At 72.6% G+C, this 20,958-nt stretch carries 18 protein-coding genes; 10 read left to right on the plus strand and 8 right to left on the minus strand.

Annotated elements, in window-relative coordinates; translation table 11 throughout:
* The first annotated feature begins 302 nt into the window (after positions 1–302).
* From ACZ56E_RS13405 to ACZ56E_RS13415, 3 genes are all read left to right on the plus strand, one after another.
* The gene (locus ACZ56E_RS13405) at positions 303–3,716 is read left to right on the plus strand and encodes a helix-turn-helix transcriptional regulator (protein ID WP_471213876.1); all 3,414 of its coding nucleotides are present in this window, start codon (positions 303–305) and stop codon (positions 3,714–3,716) included.
* Positions 3,717–3,804: 88 nt separating this feature from the next.
* Positions 3,805–4,578 carry a polysaccharide deacetylase family protein gene (locus ACZ56E_RS13410; RefSeq protein WP_471213877.1) on the plus strand — a complete coding sequence of 258 codons (774 nt, stop codon included), beginning with the start codon at positions 3,805–3,807 and terminating at the stop codon, positions 4,576–4,578.
* 151 nt (positions 4,579–4,729) lie between these two features.
* Entirely contained in the window at positions 4,730–5,356 is a 627-nt protein-coding gene (locus ACZ56E_RS13415) for a DUF6629 family protein (RefSeq protein ID WP_471213879.1), read from the plus strand.
* Here ACZ56E_RS13415 and ACZ56E_RS13420 read toward each other — a convergent pair.
* Positions 5,344–6,024, minus strand: coding sequence for a TetR/AcrR family transcriptional regulator (locus tag ACZ56E_RS13420; RefSeq protein ID WP_471213880.1), 681 nt, complete (start codon positions 6,022–6,024; stop codon positions 5,344–5,346). The genes ACZ56E_RS13415 and ACZ56E_RS13420 overlap by 13 nt on opposite strands.
* An 84-nt stretch (positions 6,025–6,108) precedes the next feature.
* Between ACZ56E_RS13420 and ACZ56E_RS13425 the strand changes: the two genes are divergently transcribed.
* From ACZ56E_RS13425 to ACZ56E_RS13435, 3 genes are read left to right on the plus strand one after another with little or no spacing between them, the layout of a single operon-like run.
* Positions 6,109–7,578 carry a purine-cytosine permease family protein gene (locus ACZ56E_RS13425; protein WP_471213882.1) on the plus strand — a complete coding sequence of 490 codons (1,470 nt, stop codon included), beginning with the start codon at positions 6,109–6,111 and terminating at the stop codon, positions 7,576–7,578.
* Positions 7,557–9,212, plus strand: coding sequence for an amidohydrolase (locus ACZ56E_RS13430; RefSeq protein WP_471213883.1), 1,656 nt, complete (start codon positions 7,557–7,559; stop codon positions 9,210–9,212). Before ACZ56E_RS13425 ends, ACZ56E_RS13430 begins: the two co-directional genes overlap by 22 nt.
* 9 nt (positions 9,213–9,221) lie before the next feature.
* Positions 9,222–10,334 carry a C45 family autoproteolytic acyltransferase/hydolase gene (locus tag ACZ56E_RS13435; protein ID WP_471213885.1) on the plus strand — a complete coding sequence of 371 codons (1,113 nt, stop codon included), beginning with the start codon at positions 9,222–9,224 and terminating at the stop codon, positions 10,332–10,334.
* A 16-nt stretch (positions 10,335–10,350) separates the two neighbouring features.
* On the opposite strand, the gene ACZ56E_RS13440 is transcribed toward ACZ56E_RS13435, so the two are convergent.
* Entirely contained in the window at positions 10,351–11,625 is a 1,275-nt protein-coding gene (locus ACZ56E_RS13440) for an ATP-grasp domain-containing protein (RefSeq protein WP_471213886.1), read from the minus strand.
* A 156-nt stretch (positions 11,626–11,781) separates the two neighbouring features.
* Here ACZ56E_RS13440 and ACZ56E_RS13445 point away from each other — a divergent pair, with 156 nt between their 5' ends.
* Positions 11,782–12,897 (plus strand): DUF5937 family protein, encoded by a 1,116-nt coding sequence (locus ACZ56E_RS13445; protein ID WP_471213888.1) that lies wholly within the window; start codon positions 11,782–11,784, stop codon positions 12,895–12,897.
* 86 nt (positions 12,898–12,983) lie between these two features.
* Positions 12,984–13,526: a putative immunity protein gene (locus ACZ56E_RS13450; RefSeq protein ID WP_471213891.1), complete on the plus strand. Its 543-nt coding sequence runs from the start codon at positions 12,984–12,986 to the stop codon at positions 13,524–13,526.
* Positions 13,527–13,553: 27 nt separating this feature from the next.
* On the opposite strand, the gene ACZ56E_RS13455 is transcribed toward ACZ56E_RS13450, so the two are convergent.
* Positions 13,554–14,246 (minus strand): TetR/AcrR family transcriptional regulator, encoded by a 693-nt coding sequence (locus ACZ56E_RS13455; RefSeq protein ID WP_471213893.1) that lies wholly within the window; start codon positions 14,244–14,246, stop codon positions 13,554–13,556.
* Between the two features lie 77 nt (positions 14,247–14,323).
* On the opposite strand from ACZ56E_RS13455, the gene ACZ56E_RS13460 reads away from it, so the two are divergent.
* Together ACZ56E_RS13460 and ACZ56E_RS13465 are read left to right on the plus strand one after the other, a co-directional pair.
* Positions 14,324–15,721 carry an MFS transporter gene (locus tag ACZ56E_RS13460; RefSeq protein ID WP_471213896.1) on the plus strand — a complete coding sequence of 466 codons (1,398 nt, stop codon included), beginning with the start codon at positions 14,324–14,326 and terminating at the stop codon, positions 15,719–15,721.
* The gene (locus ACZ56E_RS13465; protein WP_471213897.1) at positions 15,718–16,965 is read left to right on the plus strand and encodes a Rossmann-fold NAD(P)-binding domain-containing protein; all 1,248 of its coding nucleotides are present in this window, start codon (positions 15,718–15,720) and stop codon (positions 16,963–16,965) included. The genes ACZ56E_RS13460 and ACZ56E_RS13465 overlap by 4 nt, the downstream gene beginning before the upstream one ends.
* A gap of 22 nt (positions 16,966–16,987) precedes the next feature.
* On the opposite strand, the gene ACZ56E_RS13470 is transcribed toward ACZ56E_RS13465, so the two are convergent.
* The 5 genes from ACZ56E_RS13470 to ACZ56E_RS13490 form a co-directional block, all read right to left on the minus strand.
* Entirely contained in the window at positions 16,988–17,536 is a 549-nt protein-coding gene (locus ACZ56E_RS13470) for a dihydrofolate reductase (RefSeq protein ID WP_468605268.1), read from the minus strand.
* On the minus strand, positions 17,533–18,330 hold the full coding sequence (locus ACZ56E_RS13475) for a thymidylate synthase (RefSeq protein ID WP_471213900.1): 798 nt from the start codon (positions 18,328–18,330) through the stop codon (positions 17,533–17,535). Before ACZ56E_RS13475 ends, ACZ56E_RS13470 begins: the two co-directional genes overlap by 4 nt.
* Before the next feature lie 77 nt (positions 18,331–18,407).
* Positions 18,408–19,340, minus strand: coding sequence for an anti-sigma factor RsbA family regulatory protein (locus ACZ56E_RS13480; protein ID WP_471213903.1), 933 nt, complete (start codon positions 19,338–19,340; stop codon positions 18,408–18,410).
* On the minus strand, positions 19,337–19,630 hold the full coding sequence (locus ACZ56E_RS13485; protein ID WP_398307973.1) for an STAS domain-containing protein: 294 nt from the start codon (positions 19,628–19,630) through the stop codon (positions 19,337–19,339). Before ACZ56E_RS13485 ends, ACZ56E_RS13480 begins: the two co-directional genes overlap by 4 nt.
* Positions 19,631–19,780: 150 nt before the next feature.
* Positions 19,781–20,920: a S1 family peptidase gene (locus ACZ56E_RS13490; RefSeq protein WP_471213904.1), complete on the minus strand. Its 1,140-nt coding sequence runs from the start codon at positions 20,918–20,920 to the stop codon at positions 19,781–19,783.
* Positions 20,921–20,958 lie beyond the last annotated feature (38 nt).

A 20,958-nucleotide genomic window follows, 5' to 3' on the forward strand; every position in this document is an offset into this window, starting at 1 on the left:
GCTTCTCCCTCGAGAGCTGTCCGGGGCACGGGCCCAGGACGCAGTGGTGTCACGATGTCGCGGACATGACATGTAAATGCTTGGGGTGGTCGGGCCAGAGCTTCGGGCACGCCGGCGGAGCGCAGCAATCCGTAGCGCTACCCAAAGAGCGGAGAACGGGGGTGGGCGGGCCGGCGCATTCCGTAGGTGGTGGACCCCTATTGCGAGTCCGCCCGTGGGAGGGGTAGACCACCGTTCAACGAACGCCGTGCTCCGGCGAGAAGGTGCGCCTTCCCGAGCGACGGCAGGCGAGAGGCGGAGCCGTGAACAGACGTTCCTTCGGTACGGGCCGGGCCCCGGAGACGTCGGACGGGACCGGCCCCGTCGGGCGACGCGAAGAGGCACGCCGCCTGCGGGAGTCGCTGCGCGAGGGACCGGTCGTCACGGTGGTGCGGGGAGAGGCCGGTACGGGCGTGTCCCAGCTGTTGGACGAGGTGCTTGGCGAGCCGGAGTTCGCGGAGTGGGTCCAGCTGCGGGGAGTTTGCCCGGTGGGGGTGGGGGCGGCGGAGACGGTGACCTCGGGGCATGGCGTCAACGTGCGGGTTGCCGGGCGCCCCGAAGCCAACCCGGACGCACCCCGCGCCGAACACCCCGGACCCGACATCACCGCGCTGGTGAACACACCGAAACTGGTGAACACACCGAACGCGACACCCATCGCGGACGCGCTCGCCGGGCTGCCCCACCGGGCCGGTGTTCCCGGCCCGGCCCTTCCGGCGGTGGCCGGGGTCGTCGGGCTGCTCGTGCCCGAATTGGCCGACCGGTTGCCCGAACCGCCCTCGGCCGCCGCCGATCCGGCGGTACTGCGCGGGCTGCTGCCGCGAGCCGTCGAGGCGCTGCTGGCGTCGCTCGGGGACGCCGTACTCGTCGTGGAGGACGTCCATCACGCCGACCCCGCCACCCTCGCCCTGCTCCAGCACCTGATGGCCGCGATGCCGCCCCGCCTGCGGCTGGTCGTCACCGAGGAGGCCGCGCCCGGGCTGCCGGTCCTCGGCGTCCCTCTACCGGTGCGGGCCCGGGTCGAGGAGATCGTCGTACAGCCCTGGACATGTGAGGAGACAGAGGAGTTCGTACGCCGGTGGCTGCACCTGCATCGGCCGCAGCCCGTCGAGGACCTGCACGACCTGGTCGTCCTGGTGCACGAGCTGACCGGTGGACTGCCGGAGGTGGCCGAGGCGTTGCTGCGGGCCGCCGGAGAACTGCTGCGGGCGCGTGAGCGGGGCGGAAAGCCGTGGGCGCCCCGGGTGGTGGGGGGCACGTGGAAGGTCCGGGACATAGGAGGCGCCCGTGCGCTGACGGTGGCTCAGGATCTTGAGGAGCAGGGCGGGCCGACCAGTCGATGGTCCGGCTACGAGGGGCGAGTCGACCCCGGCGCCTCGGGCAGCGACGGTCGGCCCCCGACAGCGACACCAGCACCAGCACTGACACCCGCCCCAGCACCAGCACTGACACCGGCCCCAGCACCAGCACCAGCACCAGCACCGGCACCGGCACCGGCAACCGCACACTCCCTGCTCGCCGCCCTCCGCGGCATCGGCGTACCCCCGCCAATCCAGCGTGACTTCGCCCTGCGGTCCGCTCCGCTCGACGAGGACTCCCTGCGCATCCTGGACGCGGCGGCGGTGCTCGGCCGTGCGGTGCCCGTCACCGTTCTCGCCGAGATCGCCGAAGTCGCCCCGGAGCGCGCCGGAGCGGCCGTGGACGCCTGCGTACGGCAGGCAGTCCTGCGTGCCGACGGGGACCGCCCCGACTACCCCGACCGCCCCAGCCACCCCGACTACCCCGACCGCCCCAGCCACCCCGACCACCCCGTCTTCCGGCACCCGCTGGACCGCCGTGCCGCGCTGGCGCGCATGCCGGGGACGCGTCTGGCGCGGCTGAGCCTGCGCGCCGCCCGCGCCCTGCACCGGGGTGGTGAAGGCCCGTTGCCGCTGACCGATCTCGCCCGGCTGTACCGGGCGGCCGGACGCGTACGGGAGGGCTTGCGCTGTCTCGTCGTGGCGGCCGACCGGGCGGCCGCGGCCGGCGACTACTCCACCGCCACCCGTCTCTACACGCGGGCCATCGCCGACGACCCGCGCGCCGAAGGCCGCGTCCGCACCGCCGCGAAGCTGGCCCGCACGGCCCAACTCGCCCGCGCCGACGAGGAAGTGGTCGCCGCGGTACGCCGCGTCCTCGACGAGGACGCCCCGCCGCCCCGGCTGCGCGGCGAGATCCGGCTGCACCTGAGCGTCGTACTCCGCAATCAGAGCGGAGGAGCACTGGACAGCCTGAACGAGGTCGCCCGCGCCATACCCGACCTGGAGCTCTCCGACCCGCAGACCGCCGCCCGCGCCATGGCGGTCGCCGCCATCCCCTCCATCAAGGGCTGGCCCGTCGACCGTCACCTGCACTGGCTGGACCGCGCCGAGACACTCACCGGCCAGGTCACGGACCCGGGCGCCCGAGCCGCCATCGCCGCCAACCGCGCCACCGCGCTGATGCTGCTCGGCGACCCCCGGGCCTGGTCCGCCACCGAGGCGCTGCGCGACCCGGCCGGCACCGCCATGGAAGCCGCGCACCACACCAGGGGCTGGACCAACCTGGCGCACGCCGCCACCGCCCTCGGCTACGACGCGCGGGCCCGCGAGTTCCTCGAACGGGCGGCGCACGGCCTCGCCGACACCAGCAGCCCCTACCTGGAAGGGCTCACGGAGACCGCGCAGTTGGTGCTCGCCTGGCACGAGGGCCGCTGGCAGAAGCTGCACGCCGCAGCCGACCGCACCACCCGGCTCTACGCGGAGATACCCGATCTGACCGCCGAGGCCATGCTGGTCCGCGGGCTGACGGCACTGCATGTGCTGGGCGACGTCCCCGGGGCCCGCCGCGATCTCGCGGAGGCCGCCCGGATCACGCGCTACGACACCGGCGTCATCCTCACCGCCTCGGCCGCCGCCATCGCCCGCGTCCATCTGGAGGCCGGCCGGCCGGGCCAGGCGTGCGAGGCGGTGGAGGAGACCCTGCACCGCCTTGAACGCACGGGTGGTTGGGTGTGGGCGGGCGAGGTGGCGCCCACCGCCGTGGAGGCCCTGCACGGCAGCGGACAGACGGCGCGGGCCCGACAGCTCGTCGCCGACTTCGCCGCGGGGACCGAGCAGCGGGACGCACCCGCCGCCCGCGCCGCCCTGACCGTGTGCCGCGCCCTGCTCGCCGAGGCCGACGGCAGACCGGACGACGCCGTCGGACCGCTCGCCGACGCAGAGCAGCAATGGCGCGCGCTCGGCCGCCCCTTCGACGCCGCACGGGCGGCCGAGGCCCGCGGACGCTGTCTGCTCGACCTGCGCGGGGAAGCGGCGGCCGACGTCATCCAGGACGTGGTCGAGACCTACCGGGAGCTGGGCGCCCGCTGGGACGTGGCCCGCTGCCAGCGGCTGCTGCGCCGCCATGCCATCGTCACCACCCACCGCCGCGGCCGCCTCGGATATGGCGACCAGCTCTCCCCGCGCGAGCAGGAAGTGGCACGACTGGTCGTCCAGGGCCGGGCGAACCGGGAGATCGCCGAGAGCCTGGTCCTGTCGACCAGGACCGTCGAGCACCACGTGGCGCGCGTCATGCGCAAGTTGAACGTCACGTCCAGGACCGACATCGCCCGCGCCGAGTTGTCCGCGATTTCTCTCGGAATTGTCCGTGATCAGTAACAGACGGATCCCTTGGCCAACGTTCCTCGTCATGCCGGGTGTCACAAGGTGACCGGGGATCGGCGAGAGACAGCGCAAAGGGGCGGACATGGCACGGCACAGCGGCGGGCGGGGTTGGTACGGCAAGATGGTCGGGGCCGCGCTCGGGGTGACGATGCTCGCCACCGGCGCCTCCGTGTGGACCGCGCAGGCCGGTTCCGCGGGTGATTCCGCACCGGAGGCGACCGCGCCCGCCAAGCCGGGCAGCGCCGTCGAGCCGGTCGCGGAGACCATCGCGCACGCCTCGGAGAAGGGGAAGCGCGGCATCAACATCACCATCGACGACGGCCCCGACCCGGTGTGGACCCCGCGCGTGCTCGACCTGCTGCGGGAGTACGGCGTGAAGGCCACGTTCTGCATGGTGGGGACGCAGGCGCAGGCCCATCCCGACCTGGTGAAGAAGGTGGTCGCGGCCGGGCACCGGCTGTGCGACCACTCGGTGTCGCACAACACGTCCATGGACAAGGACTCCCAGGCCTACCAGTCCCAGCAGATACTCGACGCCGAACGCATGATCACCAAGGCGTCCGGGGGCGTGCGCCCGATGTACTACCGCGCGCCGGGCGGCGCCTTCACCCCGTACAGCCGCAAGCTCGCCGCTTCCCGTGGCATGCGCCCGCTGGGCTGGAACGTGGACACCAAGGACTTCGAACGCCCGGGTACGGACGCCATCGTCGCCACCGTCGAGCGTGAGCTGCCCAACGGACCGACGCTCCTCTTCCACGACGCGGGCGGCGACCGCACCCAGACCGTCGAGGCCCTGCGCCGCCTCCTCCCCCGCCTCAAGGAGCAGGGCTACTCCTTCGGCTTCCCGGTGCGCTGAGCCGGGCGACGACGCTGACCGACCCTGGGCACTGACCCCGCCCAGCGGCGCTGACCGACCCTGTGGCCCTGCCCCCGACCAGCGGCGCTGACCCCACCCTGCCGCACTGCCCGGCGCGCCGCCGCGCCCCGTCGGCCGTAGCCTTGCCGCCATGTGCTGGAGCGCCACGGCCGACCTCGTCGCGGGCACGGGCATCGCGGCCGTGGGAGTCGTCTCGGTCGCCCTCGCCGCCCGGCGCCCCCGTGACCTGCCGCTCGCCGCGCTGCCGCTCCTCCTGGGGATCCACCAGATCATCGAGGCAGAGGTCTGGCGCAACGACGGCGGCACCGGGCCCGCCACCCTCGCCTGGGCCGTCATCGCGCTGCCGCTGCTGCCCCTTTGGGTGCCGGCGGCCGTGCTGTGCGCCGCGCCGCCGAGCGCCCGGCGGCGTCTCCTCGTCCCGCTGGCCGTGGGTGCGGCGACGGCGGCGGTCCTCGCGTACGTCCTGGCGACCCGCACCGTGACGGCCGAGATCCGGGGGCACACCGTCGGATACTCCGTGGGGCTCCCGCGGCCCGAGCTGATCGTCGTCGGCTATCTCCTCGCCACCATCGGCTCGCTCCTCCTGTCCGGCGACCGGGGCCTCGTCCTGTTCGGTGTTCTGGTCGCCGTCGGGGCCGCGGTGTCCGTCGCGCTGTGGCGGCAGGAGTACATCTCGACGTGGTGCGCGTTCGCCGCGGTGTGTTCGGTCGTCCTGGCGCTCTGGGTGGGACGGCGCCTCCGGCTTCAGTCCGCGTGACGGGGTTCCGCCGCGTGCGCGCGAGCCCGTTCGCACAGCGTGCCCGGGGCGAGCCCCAGGTGGATCTCGGCCGTCTCGATCACCAGGTCGCCCAGGTCCGGACAGGCCGACAGCGGGTCATCGCCCTGACCGGCGGTGTTGGCGTACGTCCCCATGCCGTCGACCGCGATCAGAATGTGCAGCGCCGCCCTGAGCGCACTCCCCGAGGTCTTGAGTCCGCCCTCCTCGATCAGCTCGACGAGCGCCCCCCGCGTCCCCGCCTCCTGCGCGTCGACCGCCCGCGCCAACGGCTCCTTGAAGCGGCTGAGATGGCGGGCGTTGAGCCACAGCCGGCTCAGGTCGAGGTACTCACCGCCGGTGAGGCGCACGAGGAAGAGCGCGAGCCGGTCGACTGGCGGCAGGCCCGCCTCCTCCCGCGGCAGCAGTGAGTCGCGCTCGCGCGTCGCGGCGTACGTGAACGCCTCGGCCACCAGGTCGTCGGAGACCGGGAAGTAATGGCCGATCAGGCTGGGCCGCACCCCCAGTTCGTCCGCCACGCGGCGCAGCGTCACCAGCTCCAGGCCCTGCGCGAGGGCGATGCGCGCAGCGGTCCGCACGATCTCCGCGCGCCGCTCCTCGGGGGGCTTCCTGCTGCGCACCGGTCGTTCCCGCAGGGGTCTTGACGTCATACCGCGCAGCCTATTGGATGAGCGCCCAACAGCGAATTGGACAGCCGCCCAATAAGCGGGCCGGGCGGCACCCGAGAGGCCAGGATGACCACACCACCCCCAGTACGTGCAGGTCGGCCCGAGACCCGGGGCATCGACCTGGTCCCCGACGCAGAACGCATCGGACGCCCCCGCCGACTCTTCGCCGTCTGGGCCGCCCCAAACGTCAGCTATCTGAGCTTCGCGGTGGGCGCCTCGCTGATCCTGACGGGGCTCTCCCTGCCGCAGGCCTTCGGTGTGATCCTGACCGGGAACCTGCTGTGGATCTGCACCGGCGTGGTGGCCGCGAGCGGACCCGCGGCCGGCACGAGCGGTTCGGTGATCTCCCGGGCGTACTACGGCGTGGTCGGCAACAAGATGGTCCTGATCGTGACCGGCTGGCTCATCGCCTCCGCCTACCTCGCCCTGAACTGGTCGGCCGCCTCCGTCGCCGGCATCGGCCTGGCCCGGCAGTGGGGTCTGCCCGGCTCCTCCGCCCTCGACGCCGCGGTGATCTGTCTGATCGCCGGCGTCACCCTCCTCGTCGCGATCTACGGCTACGCGACCATCGTGCGCCTCTACACCGCCCTGAGCGTCCTGCTCACCGTCGTCTTCGTCGTGGTGACCGGATACGTGCTGGACGCGGTCGACTGGTCGTACACCCCGGCGGAGCCACTGCACGGCGCCTCCCTGGCGGCCGCGCTCGGCACCGGCTTCACGATCGTCGGGTCGACGGCCCTCTCGTACAGCAACAGCCCCGACCTGGCCCGCTATCTGCCGCGCGCCAGCTCCGTCACCGCCGTCGCCGGCTGGACGGCCCTCGGCGCCTATCTGCCGAGCACCGTCTTCACCTCGGTGGGCGCGCTGGCGGCGACCGGCCTCGACATGACCGACCCGCAGACGGCCCTGCAACAGCTCCTGCCCGGCTGGTTCGTGCCCGTCTTCGTGATCGCCGTCGTCCTCAACACCATCGCCAACAACGGAATGACGGCGTACAGCGCGGGCCTGTCCGTCCAGTCGGTGGGCGTCCGCATCGCACGCATCCCCGCGGTCCTCGTCATCGGTGTACTCGGCACGGCGGCGACCCTCTACGCGATCCTCGTCTTCGACTTTCTGACCAGCGTCAACACGATGCTGCAACTCGTCGTCGTGATCACCGGTCCGGCGATGGCGGTGGCCGTCACCGACCTGGCGCTGCGGCGCAACCGCTACGACGGCGAGCGCCTGCTGCACCAGGAGCGCGGCGGGCCGTTCTGGTACCGCGGCGGCTTCCACTGGCCGGGCCTCCTCGCCCTGCTCACCGGCGCTCTCGCCGCGCTGATGTGGGCGAGCACGACCTTCTGGACCGGTCCGCTCGCGACCGCGTCCGCCGGTGTCGACCTGGCGATACCGGCCGGCATGGGCGTCACCGCCCTCGTCTACTGGGCCACCGCACGCGCCGTGCGCACCATCGGCACGGACACTCCCGAAACCCCTGACTCACCCGACTCCCCCACCGCGAAAGGCGCATCCCTGTGCACGCCGACGTCATCGTGACGGCCGCCCGAATCGAGCCCCTTGAGGCAGCCGACCACCAGGAGGAATGGGCTGGTCACCCCGCCGACGCCCTCGCGATCACGGACGGCCGGATCGTCGCGGTCGCGGCCGCCGATAACATCGCGGCCCTGCGCGGCCCGTCCACTGTGGTCCACGACTTCCCCGGCGCCACCGTCCTGCCCGGCCTCGTCGACGGACACGCGCACCCGGTGTGGGGCTCCATCGAGATCGGCCGTGGCGTGGACCTGTCGGGGGCGGCCACACTCGACGCAGTCCTCGCCCGGGTCGCCGAGGACATGTATGAGGACCGAGGCGCCCCGGGCGATGCCTGGATCACGGGGTACGACCTGGACGTCAACGTCTTCACGGCCCTGGGCCAAGAGCCCTCCGGCGCCGTCCTCGGCGAGCGCTTCCCCGGCCGCCCCGTCTCCCTCCTGACCCAGGACGCGCACGCCCTCGTCATCAGCCCCGAAGCCGTGCGGCGCGCGGGACTGACCGGCCGCGAGACGTTCACCGACGCCTCCTGCGTGGTCACCGGCCCCGACGGACGGCCGACCGGCCACGTCCTCGAACTCCAGGCCATGGACCTCGTCTTCGACCACTACCCCGAGGTGCCGCTCGCCACGGCCGCCGCCTACGTCCGTACGCAGTTGGAGATCCTGGCCCGCGGCGGCCTCACCGGACTGCACGCCCTGGACTTCACCGACCCGTCCGAGGACGTCTACCGGTACATCGAGGCACACGGTGAACTCCCCCTGCGCATCCGCTGTTCTCCCCTCGTGCCCGCCGACTCGGGCCCCGGGGCGTGGCAGCGGATCGCCGGGCAGCAGGGGCTGGCCGGCCGCCGCTGGCACGTCGAGGGCGCGAAGTTCATGCTGGACGGCACCGCCGACAACGGCACCGCCTGGTTCGACCGCCCCGACCACCACGGCGAGAACCGTGCGCCCCTCTGGCGCGACCTGGACGCCTACCGCGCCGCCGTCCGCTTCTTCACGGCACGCGGCATCCCCACCGCCACCCACGCCATCGGCGACCAGGCCGTGCGCCACGCACTCGACGTACTCGAAGAGGTGGGCCCCGCGGGCCGCGCCCCGCACCGCGTCGAGCACATCGAGTCCCTGCCCGACGACCTCCTCCCCCGGTTCGCGCAACTCGGCGTCGTGGCCGGCCTCCAGCCCGTGCACGGCACCCGGCACACCCGCGCCGACGGCACCGACAACTGGTCGCGGCGGATCGGCCCGGACCGCGCCGCGCGCGGCTGGCGCACCCGTGACCTGCTCGACCACGGCGCGGTCGTCGCCCTCGGTTCGGACTGGCCGATCGGGCCCGGCGACCCGCGCACCTGCCTCGCCGACTGCCAGCTTCGCCGCCCGGTGGACGAACCGGAGACCGCCCCGGTCCAGCCCGCTCAGGCGATCACCGCGCGGGAGGCGTACACGGGTATGACCCGGGCCGCCGCCCGCGCGGCGGGCGCCGAGCACGAACTCGGCAGGATCGCCCCCGGCTTCCTCGCCGACCTGACCGTCCTCGCGGACAATCCCCTCGACCTCACCCCCGAGGAGCAGGCCCGCAACCCCGTCCTCGCCACCGTCGTCGGCGGCGATGTCCTGCTCCACTCCCGCACCGCTCACTGAGGAATCCCGATGCCCGCCATCCCCCGCCCCGCCGACCGCCTCCACATCGCCGTGTCCGCCGCCGACCCGTACGCGCGCGGCGTGGCCCGCGGCGAACACCTGCGCACCGGCATCCCTGCCGCGCTCGACGTCTACGCCCGCCTCTTCGCCCTCGGCGGCATCACCCTGAGCGGCGCCCGCGCCGACGCCGAGCGCGCCCTCGACGTCATCGGCGGCTTCCGGCCCGCGGCCCGCGCCGAGATCGCCGGCCTCGCGTCCGGTGCCGGTGTCGAGGAGTGGCAGGTCGGTGTCCTCAACGCGCGTACGGAGATCCTGGCCCGCTCCACCGCCGTGCCGCCCGGCGAGTGCACCACCGTCGTACTCGGCGGTCTCGGCGCGCAGACCTGGGACTGGCACGTCGAGCTGGCCGGCCACTGGCACACCCTGGAGTCGCACGGCGCACGCCACACCGTCGTCGGCCTCACCGAGCACGGCATTCTCGGCAAGATCGGTCTCAACAGCGCGGGCCTGGCCGTGCACTTCAACATTCTGGGCCATCTCCGCGACACCGTCGGCGGCGTCCCGATGCACGTCCTCGCCGCCGTCGTCCTCGCGGAGGCAGGGAGTGTCGCCGAGGCCGTCGACCTCGTGCGCTCCGCACCGCTCGCCTCCTCCGGGTCCTTCGCGCTCTTCGACGCGGCGGGAGACGCCGTGCTCCTCGACATCAGCCCCGCGGGCGTGCACGAGATCCGGCCCGACGGCCGCGGCGTCCTGCTGCGTACCAACCACTTCCTCACCCCGGCCCTCACCGCCGACGAGAAGTCCTGGCTCTACCAGCCCGACTCGGCCGAACGCCGCGCCTTCATGGCCGACCGGCTGCACCGGACACCCCGACTCCCCTCCGACACCGACGCCTTGGCGTCCCTCCTCGTCACCGGCGCGGACGAGCCACCGGTCACCTGCATCGCCGACCCGGCCAAGCCCCTCGGGCAGCGCTGGGCCACTCTCGCCACGGTCACCCTGGACCCGGCCACCCGCACGGCCCGCGTCCTGGACGGCACCCCGGCCGACATCGGCACCGCGGACTGGCACGTGCTGACGGCCACCCACCGCCCGGCGGACTCCCACCGCCCGGCGGACTGAGGGATGTGGTGCCGGCTCACGCGACGGGCTCGGTGCGTACATGGACGGCCGCGGCCAGCCGCCTGCTGTGGGCGATCGCCTCAGCGGCGGTGGCGCCTCGGGCGATGACGTGACCGGCCTTGTCCTCGTTCCAGGTCAGCGGCCGCACCTCGGCACCCGGCCGCACCGCCAGGTGGAGGTCGACGCAGGCCGGGTCGGCGCGCACGGCGTCGACGCCGGTCACCTCCACGACCCGGCCGGGCTCCGGCGTGAGGAACCGGACGGCCGCTCCGCCACGGGGCTTGGGCGAGCCGGTCGGCGGGTCGAGCACGCCGAGCCCGGCGGCCAGGGCGTGGCGCTCCATGTCGACGCCGTGGACGAGCGACGTCAGTTCGTTGATCCGGTCACCGCCGACGCGGTTGTGCGACTCGACGATCCGGGGGCCGCGCGAGGTCAGCTTGATCTCGGTGTGCCCTGGGCCGTTGCGCAGCCCCACGGCGTCGAGGAAGTCCGTCACCAACCGCGTGACCTCGGCCCGCGTCCCGGCCGGGCAGCCGCTCGGCTGGGCGTGCCCGATCTCGACGAAACCGGGCCCGCCGCACTCCTTGTCCGTCATCGCGACGACCACGTGCCTGCCGTCGAAGGACAGGGTCTCCACGCTGATCTCCGGGCCGTCCAGGAACTCCTCGATCAGGAACTCGTCGAAGGCGCCGGGGCCTGCCAGGTCGTGGGCGGACCAGGGCCCGTCGGCGAGGGACCGGAACCGGTCGGCGACGGCGTCCACGTCGGCCGGGTCGCGGACGTGGAACACTCCCAGGCTGCCCGACTCGCGGACCGGTTTGACGATGACCGGGAGCCCGTGCGCCGCCACGAACTCCCGTACGTCGCGCGGGTGGCGGCCGACCGCGGAAGCCACCGGGCTGATGCCCGTCGCGGCGAGGCGCCGCCGCATCCGTGCCTTGTCCGTCAGGAGCTCAACGGTGGCGACGGACTCGCCGCCGAGGCCGAGCGCCTCGTTGATCCGCGCCGCCGGCAGCAGCCCGAGCTCGAACAGCGACACGGCGGCCCGGCACGGGTTCGTGTCGTGCACCGCTCGGACCAGCGGCAGAAGGCGGTCGATGGCGCGGTAGTCGAGCAGCAGCGCCTGTTCGACGTGGGGCCAGTGGCCGCGGTCGTACGCGTCGGGGAACTGGACGTGCACCACGTCGAGGCCGAGCTCTTGGGCCTTCCGCACATGTTGGAGCCTGCCGCCGACGACCAGGACGCGGGGCCGTTCGGCGGCGGCGGCCGGCGAGGGCCGTGGATCCGCCACGTCATGATGGTCTGCCGCCCGGCCTTGGCCGAGCACGTGTCCGGCTGAGAAGCGCATGCCGTCAACGGTGCGTACGGTCGGGCCGGTTGGCGCGCCGATTGACGGACGCCGCTAATCGGGGCGCCGACCGCCCGATGATCCGTGCACCATAAAGCCATGAGCGTCGCCATCGACATCTCCGGTCTTCCGACGGAGCGCATCGTCTTCGGGCCGTCCCCGCTGGCCGAGCTGGGGGCGGCTCTGCACGTGCTCTCCGAGCCGGCCCACCACCCCGGCCTGCACGGCTGGGCGACGACGACGGCCGCGGGGCTGAAGCCGGAGCTGCTGGGCCGGATGGCGGAGGCGGAGTTCATGTGGCGGTCGACGCGGTCCGACATCCTGCTGCCCCGCAGGCCCATGCCGCCCGCGACGCTGGCCGAGGAGCTGGACGAGGTGGACGCGCTCGACGACGAGGCGTTCGTCGCGGCCGCGCTCGAGATCAACGCCGCCGGCTGTGCGCTGCGCTCCGGCGGCGGGCGCTCCCCGCTGGTGGACGAGGCCGCTCGGGACGCCTCCCTGGAGCGGGCGTCCGCGCGCGGCCCGCGGCAGCTCGACTTCGCCCAGCACCTGCTGAAGGACCCGGCCAAGGTCCGCACCTGGATCCGGCGGCTCCTGGAGGACTGCGACGAGGCGTTCTTCGCCGACGTGTGGCAGCGGGTCCGTCCCCAACTGGCGGCGGACGCACGGGAGAAGACGGACCTGCTGCGCCGCAAGAGCCTCGCCGACGCACTGCAGGCGGTGTCACCGACCATCACCCTGGAGGAGAGCGCGCGGGGCCGCCGCATCAGCATCGACAAACTGGCCGACGGTTGGACGGAGGCCACACAGCCGGGCGTCGAACCCGGCGTCACGTTCGTGCCGAGCACGTTCGGCTGGCCGCATCTCATCGTGCGGCAGGCTCCGGGGTGGCGGCCGGTCGTCGGCTATCCGGTGGCCGCACCGGAGTTGCGGCCGGGACCCCGCACCTCGCAGCTGATGGAGAAACGCCTGATGGCGCTGGCCCATCCGGTCCGGATACGGCTGTGCTGGGCGCTGGCCCGTGCCCCGTACACGACGAGCGAGTTGGCGACGGGCTTCGGCCTCACCGCGTCCGAGGTGTCGCGCCACCTTAAGGCCCTGCGCGAGGCCGAGATGCTCACGACGCGGCGGCACGGGAGGTACGTGCAGCACCAGCTGGACGTCACCGTGGTGGCACGGCTGGGCAGCGACTTCCTGGAGTCGATCCTGCGGTGAGGGGGCCGCCCCCAGCGACAGCACTGCCGGCACCGTCGGCACAGCCCGCGGGCTCCGGGCGGCCCGCACGTGGGAGAGTCGGTGCCATGACGACCGTATCCGGGGACTTCGAGCTGACCATGGACGAGCTGCGCGCCGTCGCGCGCTACGCCGTGGAGAGCGCCGAGGAGGTCCTGCCCGTCTTCGAGGGCGCCAACCCGGACGACCCGCGGCCTCGTGCGGCCGTCGACGCGGCACGGGAGTTCGTGAACGGCGCGCGGCGCACCAACCTCCAGCGCACCACCGCCCTCGACGCCCACCGCGCCGCGCGCGAAGCGGCCACGGAGGCCGAGCAGCTCGCCGCGCGCGCCGCCGGAGATGCCGCTGCCGCGGCCTACCTCCACCCCATCGCGAAAGCCACCCAGGTGGGTCACATCCTGCGGGCCGCCGCGAGCGCGGCGCGCGTGGGCGAACTGAACGCGGGCGGCGATCCCGCCGTCGGGCTCGCCCTGATCGAGCGGGCCGGGCGGCGCGCCACCCCGGTCCTGATCGACGTCCTCGGCCGGTATCCGCTCGCGCCGCCCGGCAAGACCCGTGTCGCGGAGCTCATGAGCATCCTGGACGCGTCCTTGCGTACGGCGGGCCGCTAGCACCCGCAGGAGTACCTACGGAAGTGTCTACAGGGCCCGGTACGCCCGCAGAAAGGTCCGCACTCCCTCGACGACGAGCGGCCGGACGCGCGCGTCCTCCAGGGCGTTCGCGGAACCGAGCCTGTTGATCGCGACGCTGAAGGTGAGCGCGATGAACTGGTCGGCCGCGAGCCGGGGGTCGGGGACGTCGAGCAGCCCGGCATCGGCGAAGGCGGCGAACCGCTCGGCGATCGCCTCGTCGGGGGCGTCGGCCAGGGGGTTTTCGCCCTGGTGCGGCGGGTGGCCGCTTTCCGCCCGGACCAGTCGCTGGAGCGTCGCGTACTCCGCCGAGCCGAGCATGTCGGTCGCGATGCGCATCGCGAACGTGACCAGGGCGTCCTCGAGTTCGGCGGCCTCGGTGAGGTCGGTCAGCGTGTCGTCGAGGGTGCGCCGGATCGTGGTGATCAGCGACTGACCCACGACGTCCACGACCGCGTGCAGCAGCGTCCGCTTGTCGCCGAAGTAGTCGTAGACCGTCCGCTTGGACACCTCGGCCCGGGCGGCGACCGCGTCGACGCTCGACCGGTCGAAGCCGTCGGCGAGGAACAGTTCACGGGCCGCCGACAGGATCGCGGCCCGCTTCGGCGTGGACCCCTCGCGCAGTGTCTTCGCGGTCGGCGTCCTCGGCGTCTTCGCCTTCGTGGTCGGCGTCTTCGTGCTCGCGGTCTTCGTGGTCGGCATGGGCACATCCTAACCTTCCTACACTGCACGGTGTAGTGTAGTTTCGGATTCGCCCGACCACGACGGAAAGGAAGTCCATGACCGCAACTCTGGCTCCCCCGGTGCACATCGGGAAGTCCGCTGTCGGAGCCCTCGGCGTGCTGGCGGTCGCCACCGGCGCCCTGGAGTCGGTGGTGACACCGACGCTCCCCCTCCTGCAACGCGAGCTGGACATGAGTCCGGCCGAAGGTGCGTTACTCAGCGTCATGTTGCTCATCACCGGCGCGCTCGTCACCCCGGTCGCGGGCAAGTTGGGCGACCGCTACGGCGGAAAACGGGTCATGGTCCGGCTGATGGCGGTGGTCGCGGCCGGTGGCCTGGTGTCCGCCCTCGCACCGAACCTGCCCGTGCTGCTGCTCGGCCAGGTGCTCCAGGGAGCGATGGTGGGCGCGCTGCCCCTGTCGTTCATCCTGGTGCGCGCGCACCTCCCCGCCGGGGAGTCGAAGGTGGCCATCGGGGTGGTCAGCGGTTTGTTCGTGGGCGGCGGGATGGCGGGCACGCTGTCCGCCGGGCCCGTGGCGGAAGGGCTGTCCCGGCACTGGATGTTCGCGCTGCCGACGCTCGCGGTCATCGGGGCCACCGTGCTGGTGCACAGGCTGCTGCCGCACGATCCGCCGGGCCGCTCGGACGGCGCCGGGATCGACTGGCCCGGTCTGCTCCTCCTGAGCGGGGCCCTCATCACGCTCATGCTCTTGCTGGCTCTCGCGCCCGAACTCGGTGGGCAGCCGCTCGTGCTCGGCGCCCTCATCGTCGTGCTCGTCGGCTTCGTGGCCGGGTGGACGGCCGTCGAGCGCCGCGCGGTCTCGCCGATGGTGGATCTGCGCATGCTGGCACGGCCCGCGATGTGGCAGTCGTGTGTGCTGACCTTCGTGATCTGCCTGGGCACCTCGATGGCGGTCTATCTGATCCCGCAGCTCCTCGACGTGTCCGCCGACGGATACGGCTTCGGGGCCGGCGCCACCGAGATCGGCTTCTACCTGCTACCGGGCGCCGTGGCCGCCTCACTGGCCGGGCCGCTCAGCGGGATCGGCGCGCGGCGCTTCGGCTCGCGGGCCGTGGTCGTCGCCGGGGTCCTCCTCATGACCGTCGGCCTGCTCGGCCTGGCCGCCGTGCACAGCGAGATCTGGCATCTCGTCGTCGGCAAACTGCTGATAGCGCTGGCCAACGGCCTGTGCGTCACGGCGCTGGTGACCCGTACCGCCACCTCCGTCGACCGGAGCGACACCGGCATCGCCACCAGCCTGGTCCTGGTGACCCGCGTGATCGGCTTCGCCGTGGGGGTGCAGATCGGCGGTGCCGTCCTCACCGCCGGAACCCCTTCCGGATCGGACATACCCGCCGAATCGGCCTTCGCCACCGGCTTCGTCATAGCCGGCGCCATCTCGGCGCTGTCCCTCCTCGTCGCCCGCACCATGAGCAAAGGAGTCAAGGAATGACCCGCACCGGCCTGTCGAGGAGCGTCCGTACCACGCCGAGGCGCACGGCTCTGATCTCCGGGGCCAGTGTCGCGGGGCCTGCCCTCGCGTTCTGGCTGAACCGCTACGGATTCGCGGTCACGGTGGTCGAGAAGGCGGGCGCGATACGGAGCGGCGGTTATCCCATCGACGTACGCGGCACCGCACTCGAAGTCGTCCGCAGGATGGGCATCCTGCCGCGCCTCCGGGACGCGCACATCGACCTGCGCCGACTGACCTTCCTCGACGGGGACGGCGGCGAGGTCGCCTCGATCGACCCGCACACCGTCACCGGCGGCGTCGCGGGCCAGGACGTCGAGGTGCGGCGCGGGGATCTGACCGACGCCCTCCACACGGCGGTCCGTGACGACGTGGAGTTCCTGTTCGACGACTCCATCGACGCTCTCGACCAGACCGGCCACGGGGTCGACGTCACCTTCCGCGGCGGCGGCAGGCGTACGTTCGACATGGTCTTCGGAGCCGACGGCCTGCACTCACACACCCGCGCGCTCGTGTTCGGCCCCGAGGAGCGGTTCCATCACTACCTCGGCTACTGCTTCGCCGGATTCACCCTGCGCAACACCTTCGGGCTCTCCCACGAGGCCCTGCTGTGGAACACGCCGGGCAGGGCCGCGGCACTCTACGCTGCGGGCGACGCGAGGGGCGGCGCCGCGGGCGGCAACGACGACGTGCATGCCCTCCTGGCCTTCGCCCACCCGGAACCGCCGCTCGACGCGTTCCGGAACCCGGCGGCCCAACGCGACCTGGTCGCCGCGGTCTTCGCGGACGCGGGCTGGGAGGTGCCGGGCATGCTGGCCGCCCTGCGCGACGCGGACGACCTGTTCTTCGACGTGGTCAGCCAGATCCGCATGCCCCGCTGGTCGAGCGGCAGGGTCGCACTGGTCGGCGACGCCGCGTACGCGCCCTCGTTCCTCACCGGACAGGGCTCCAGCCTCGCCCTCGTCGGGGCGTACATGCTCGCCGCCTCCGTGGCCGACCGGGAGCACACCGCGGGCTTCGCCGCCTACGAACGCGACACCCGTGCCTTCGTGACTACGAACCAGGAGCAGGTCGGCAAGGGCGACGCCGCGCTGTTCCCGACTACCGCCCGGGCCCTGGAGCAGCGCAACGCCATGCTGCGCAATCTGGCCACCAGGCCCCGCCCGACGGCGGGACGCCCGGCCCATTCGGCTCTCACCCTGCCCGGGCTCGCGCCCGTGCCGTGACCGGCTACCGCCGCGTGACCGGCTACCGTCGCGCCTGGACGCCCGCGTGGAGCCGGGTGTGGGTGCGGATGCGGTAGCGCAGGCCGGAGGTGGAGGTCCGCCAGCCGCTGTCCTCCGCGACCTGCCAGGTCGCGTCCGGTGTCGGGGCGTAGGTGTCGCCGGTCACCGGGGAATCGACTTCGGTCACCGAGAGCGTCGTGGCGTAGGCCAGGGCGGCGCGGTAGATCTCACCGCCACCGATCACCCACGTCTCGGCGGGGGGTGCCGGCTCCGAAGGATCGGCTCCGGGTGCGGGGAGCGCCGCCAGTTCCAGGGCCCCGGCGATGGACCCGGCGCGCTCCGCGCCGTCGGCCGTCCACTCGGGATCGCGCGTCACCACGATGTTGCGCCTGCCGGACAGCGGACGGAAGCGCGGCGGCAGCGAGTCCCAGGTCTTGCGCCCCATCACCACGGGGTGGCCGAGGGTGGTCGCCTTGAAGTGCGCCATGTCCTCGGGAAGCCGCCACGGAATGCCGTTGTCCGCGCCGATCACGCCGTCGAGGGTCTGCGCCCAGATCAGTCCGACGTTCATACGGCGACCGGAGCCTTGATGGCCGGGTGGTGCTGGTAGCCGAGCACCTCGACGTCGGCGTAGGCGTAGTCGAAGAGGGAGTCGGCCGCCCGCAGCCGCAGCTCGGGGAAGTCGAAGGGGGTGCGGGACAGCTGCTCGGTCACCTGCTCGACGTGGTTGTCGTAGATGTGGCAGTCGCCGCCGGTCCAGATGAAGTCGCCCGGTTCGAGGCCGGCCTGCTGCGCCACCATGTGCGTGAGCAGGGCGTAGCTCGCGATGTTGAAGGGGACGCCGAGGAACAGGTCCGCGCTGCGCTGGTACAGCTGGCAGGAGAGCTTGCCGTCGGCGACGTAGAACTGGAAGAAGGCGTGGCACGGCGCGAGGGCCATCTTGGACAGCTCGGCCACGTTCCACGCGGAGACGATCATCCGGCGGGAGTCCGGGTCGCGGCGCAGCGTGTCGAGGATCTCGGTGAGCTGGTCGATGTGTCCGCCGTCCGGCGTGGGCCAGGAGCGCCACTGGACTCCGTAGACCGGGCCGAGGTCGCCGTCCGCGTCGGCCCACTCGTCCCAGATGGTGACGCCGTTCTCACGGAGCCAGCTGACGTTCGAGTCGCCGCGCAGGAACCACAGGAGCTCGTACACGATGGACTTCAGGTGCACCTTTTTGGTGGTGACCAGCGGGAAGCCTTGCGAGAGGTCATAGCGTAGTTGGTGCCCGAAAATGCTCCGGGTACCGGTGCCCGTCCGGTCGGCCTTGGCCGTCCCGGAGGTGAGTACCGCGCGCAACAGGTCTTCGTACTGGGTGTCCGCCACAGTCGTCGAGTCTAACGGCACGCCGGGCCCGCCCGGACCCGGCGATACGTTTACGCACCCGTCCCCATCGTGGCTGGTCAGCGGTGGAAGTAGCAGTGGGTCGTCGTGCCGTCGGCCGGGTCGGTGTGGACGCGGACGAGGTCGGCGATCACATGCACCAGGAGGAGTCCCCGTCCCCCGCGCTGGTCCCTGGGAGGCGGACAGCGGCCCGCGAGCGGGTCGGCGAGGACGCCGGCGTCCCGGACCTCGAAGACGACGTGGTGGTCCTGGGCCCAGATCCGCATCGCGCCCGAGCCTCCGCCGTGCACCACGCTGTTGGTCGTCAGCTCGGCGACGGCGAGGGCGAAGTCCTGCAGCCGGGCCTCGGGCAGGCCGAGCTCGGCCGCTCTGAGGATGGCGTGATGCCGGACGTCGGACAGGGACTGCTTGGCGTAGGACACCTGCGGCACGTCGTCGGGTGCCGTCAGGGGCTGGTTGTAGCGGGAGACGACGGCCTCGGGAGCGTATGCCGCGCTCGTGTCCTCCGCACCTGCCCGGATGATCGTGGGGTGGGTGGCGTGGGCGTCGGCCAGGACCGTCTCTTCCAGATTCACTTCGTCGTACGGGCAGAGGATCGTGGCCTCGCGGCCCTGGAACGCCAGGTTGATCAGTGCCTCGTGCTGTGCGCAGGCGGGGTACTCCGTGGCGGTGCGCCCGGCCCAGATGGGTTCGCCGATGATCCGGACCCGGCCCTCGGGGTGCGCGTCGGCGAACGCCCGCAGCACCCGCGGGATGATCCGGCCGGGGTTGCGCCCCGCCTGCCCCATGTCGAGGAGCTGCACCTTCTCGGCCCGCACGCCCAGGGCGGTGCGGATCAGCTCGAGGTTGGCCTCGGGGACCGCCACCGCCACCGCCTCGCCGGCGTCGAGGCCCTCCAGGACGAACGGCACAGTGCCCTCGAGGTACTCCTCCCGGCCCCGGTAGAACAGCGCCGGGTGGACAAAGGGTTCGGTCTGAACCGTGGCACTCATGGGGCGGACACCTCGATTGCTGACAGATCGGGCCAGAACAGCTCGAGCAGGCGGGTCAGGGCGGGCGGCGGTCCTTCCAGCACGAGCCGCTGCCCGTCGGCCAGGCCCTGGGCTGCCACCGCGAGATCCGTGACTCCGGCCACATCGATGAAGGTCAGCGCCGAGAGATCAAGATGGTACGGCGGCCGGTGCTGCCGGGCCACCACCACCTGCTCGAGAGCCCGCTCCCACACCGGGTAGGTGGGCAGGCAGACCTCTCCGGCCACTTCGAGACCGGTCCGGTCGCTCAAGGGGCGAATCCGCAACCGAGAGTCCGAGGGCGTTGCTTCACCTGCCGACAAGTACCCCTCCTCCGGATAATCCACATCGCCCTCCCGCTTTCCTTCCAGGCATCACTAGTATCCCCCGCCTGGCTTGAAAGCAAGGCGAGTTGGAGTAGATCACCCGGCGCCGGCCCCGGTACCGGCCTCGGTGCCGCTCCCGGTGCCGATCTCGGCGTCGACCGCGGCCAGGGCCGTGGTCACGGGCTGGAAGAACGTCTCGCCGCCCGCGGTGCAGTCACCGCTGCCGCCCGAAGTGAGGCCGATCGCACTCCCCTCGCGGGTGAAGAGTGAACCTCCACTGTCTCCCGGTTCCGCACAGACATCGGTCTGGATGAGTCCGGTGACCGTGCCTTCCGGGTAGTTGACGGTGGCGTCGAGCCCGGTGACCACTCCGTCGCGGAGCCCGGTGGTGCTGCCCATCCGGGACACCTCGAGGCCGACCGCCGCTTCTGCGGCCCGCACGATACCAGTGGCCCGGCCGTCCCCCGTGTCCACCTCGGCCGGGGCGGCCGTGGCCGGATCGTCGTACGTGACGAGAGCGAAGTCACCGTCCCCCGGGAACGTCGCCGCCTCGACGGTTCCGACGGGCGCCCCGTCCTGTTCCTCCGACCACTTCCGGGCGGCGACCCCGCAGTGCCCCGCCGTGAGGAACCCGGGGCGTCCGTCGCCGGCCGTCACGTTGAACCCGAGCGAACAGCGCGCGCCGCCCCCGAAGATGGCGTCGCCGCCCGAGGCGAAGGTCTTGAACTCTCCCGCGGACTTCTCGATGCGGGCCACTCCCGTGCCGAGCGACGCGACGGTCGCCTCCAGTTCGTCCCAGCGTTCACCGGTCACCGTGCGGTCGGCCGTGACCAGGATCTGGTTGGTCCTGGGGTCGGTGGCCCAGGCGGTGCCGGGCATGTCGGCCCGGCGGGCCAGTGTCCGCCCCGCGGCCCCCAGCGCGTCCGAGCTGTTGCGCACGCTGCGCGCCACCGCACCGGCTTGCCGCACCTGGGCGGTCATGTCCTCGTCGTCACTCGCCACGTTGACGACGAGCCGCCGCCTGTCCGCGTCGTAGTACGCCCCTCCGTAGGCGTCGCCGAGCCGCGAGGCCAGTTGTCCGGCCAGCTTCGTCGCCGATGCCGCGCCGATCCGCTGGGACTCGGGCCCGGCCTGCGTGGCGCCGGCATGCTGCAGCAGAACTCCCACTGTGGCGAGGCCCGTCGCCGCGGCCACGGCCAGAACGGCCTTTCGCTTGGGTATGCGCTTGTGCTTCAACTCGTCGCCTCCTGTTGGGATACCGACCCCTGATACGG

The sequence above is a fragment of the Streptomyces sp. NPDC039480 genome (genome assembly GCF_055597165.1).

Bases quoted from the DNA above. Each gene is read 5' to 3' on its own strand.
- ACZ56E_RS13410 (WP_471213877.1), top strand. From the start codon at position 3,805: ATGGCACGGCACAGCGGCGGGCGGGGTTGGTACGGCAAGATGGTCGGG.
- ACZ56E_RS13415 (WP_471213879.1), top strand. From the start codon at position 4,730: ATGTGCTGGAGCGCCACGGCCGACCTCGTCGCGGGCACGGGCATCGCG.
- ACZ56E_RS13420 (WP_471213880.1), bottom strand. From the start codon at position 6,024: ATGACGTCAAGACCCCTGCGGGAACGACCGGTGCGCAGCAGGAAGCCC.
- ACZ56E_RS13425 (WP_471213882.1), top strand. From the start codon at position 6,109: ATGACCACACCACCCCCAGTACGTGCAGGTCGGCCCGAGACCCGGGGC.
- ACZ56E_RS13435 (WP_471213885.1), top strand. From the start codon at position 9,222: ATGCCCGCCATCCCCCGCCCCGCCGACCGCCTCCACATCGCCGTGTCC.
- ACZ56E_RS13445 (WP_471213888.1), top strand. From the start codon at position 11,782: ATGAGCGTCGCCATCGACATCTCCGGTCTTCCGACGGAGCGCATCGTC.
- ACZ56E_RS13450 (WP_471213891.1), top strand. From the start codon at position 12,984: ATGACGACCGTATCCGGGGACTTCGAGCTGACCATGGACGAGCTGCGC.
- ACZ56E_RS13455 (WP_471213893.1), bottom strand. From the start codon at position 14,246: ATGCCGACCACGAAGACCGCGAGCACGAAGACGCCGACCACGAAGGCG.
- ACZ56E_RS13460 (WP_471213896.1), top strand. From the start codon at position 14,324: ATGACCGCAACTCTGGCTCCCCCGGTGCACATCGGGAAGTCCGCTGTC.
- ACZ56E_RS13465 (WP_471213897.1), top strand. From the start codon at position 15,718: ATGACCCGCACCGGCCTGTCGAGGAGCGTCCGTACCACGCCGAGGCGC.
- ACZ56E_RS13470 (WP_468605268.1), bottom strand. From the start codon at position 17,536: ATGAACGTCGGACTGATCTGGGCGCAGACCCTCGACGGCGTGATCGGC.
- ACZ56E_RS13480 (WP_471213903.1), bottom strand. From the start codon at position 19,340: ATGAGTGCCACGGTTCAGACCGAACCCTTTGTCCACCCGGCGCTGTTC.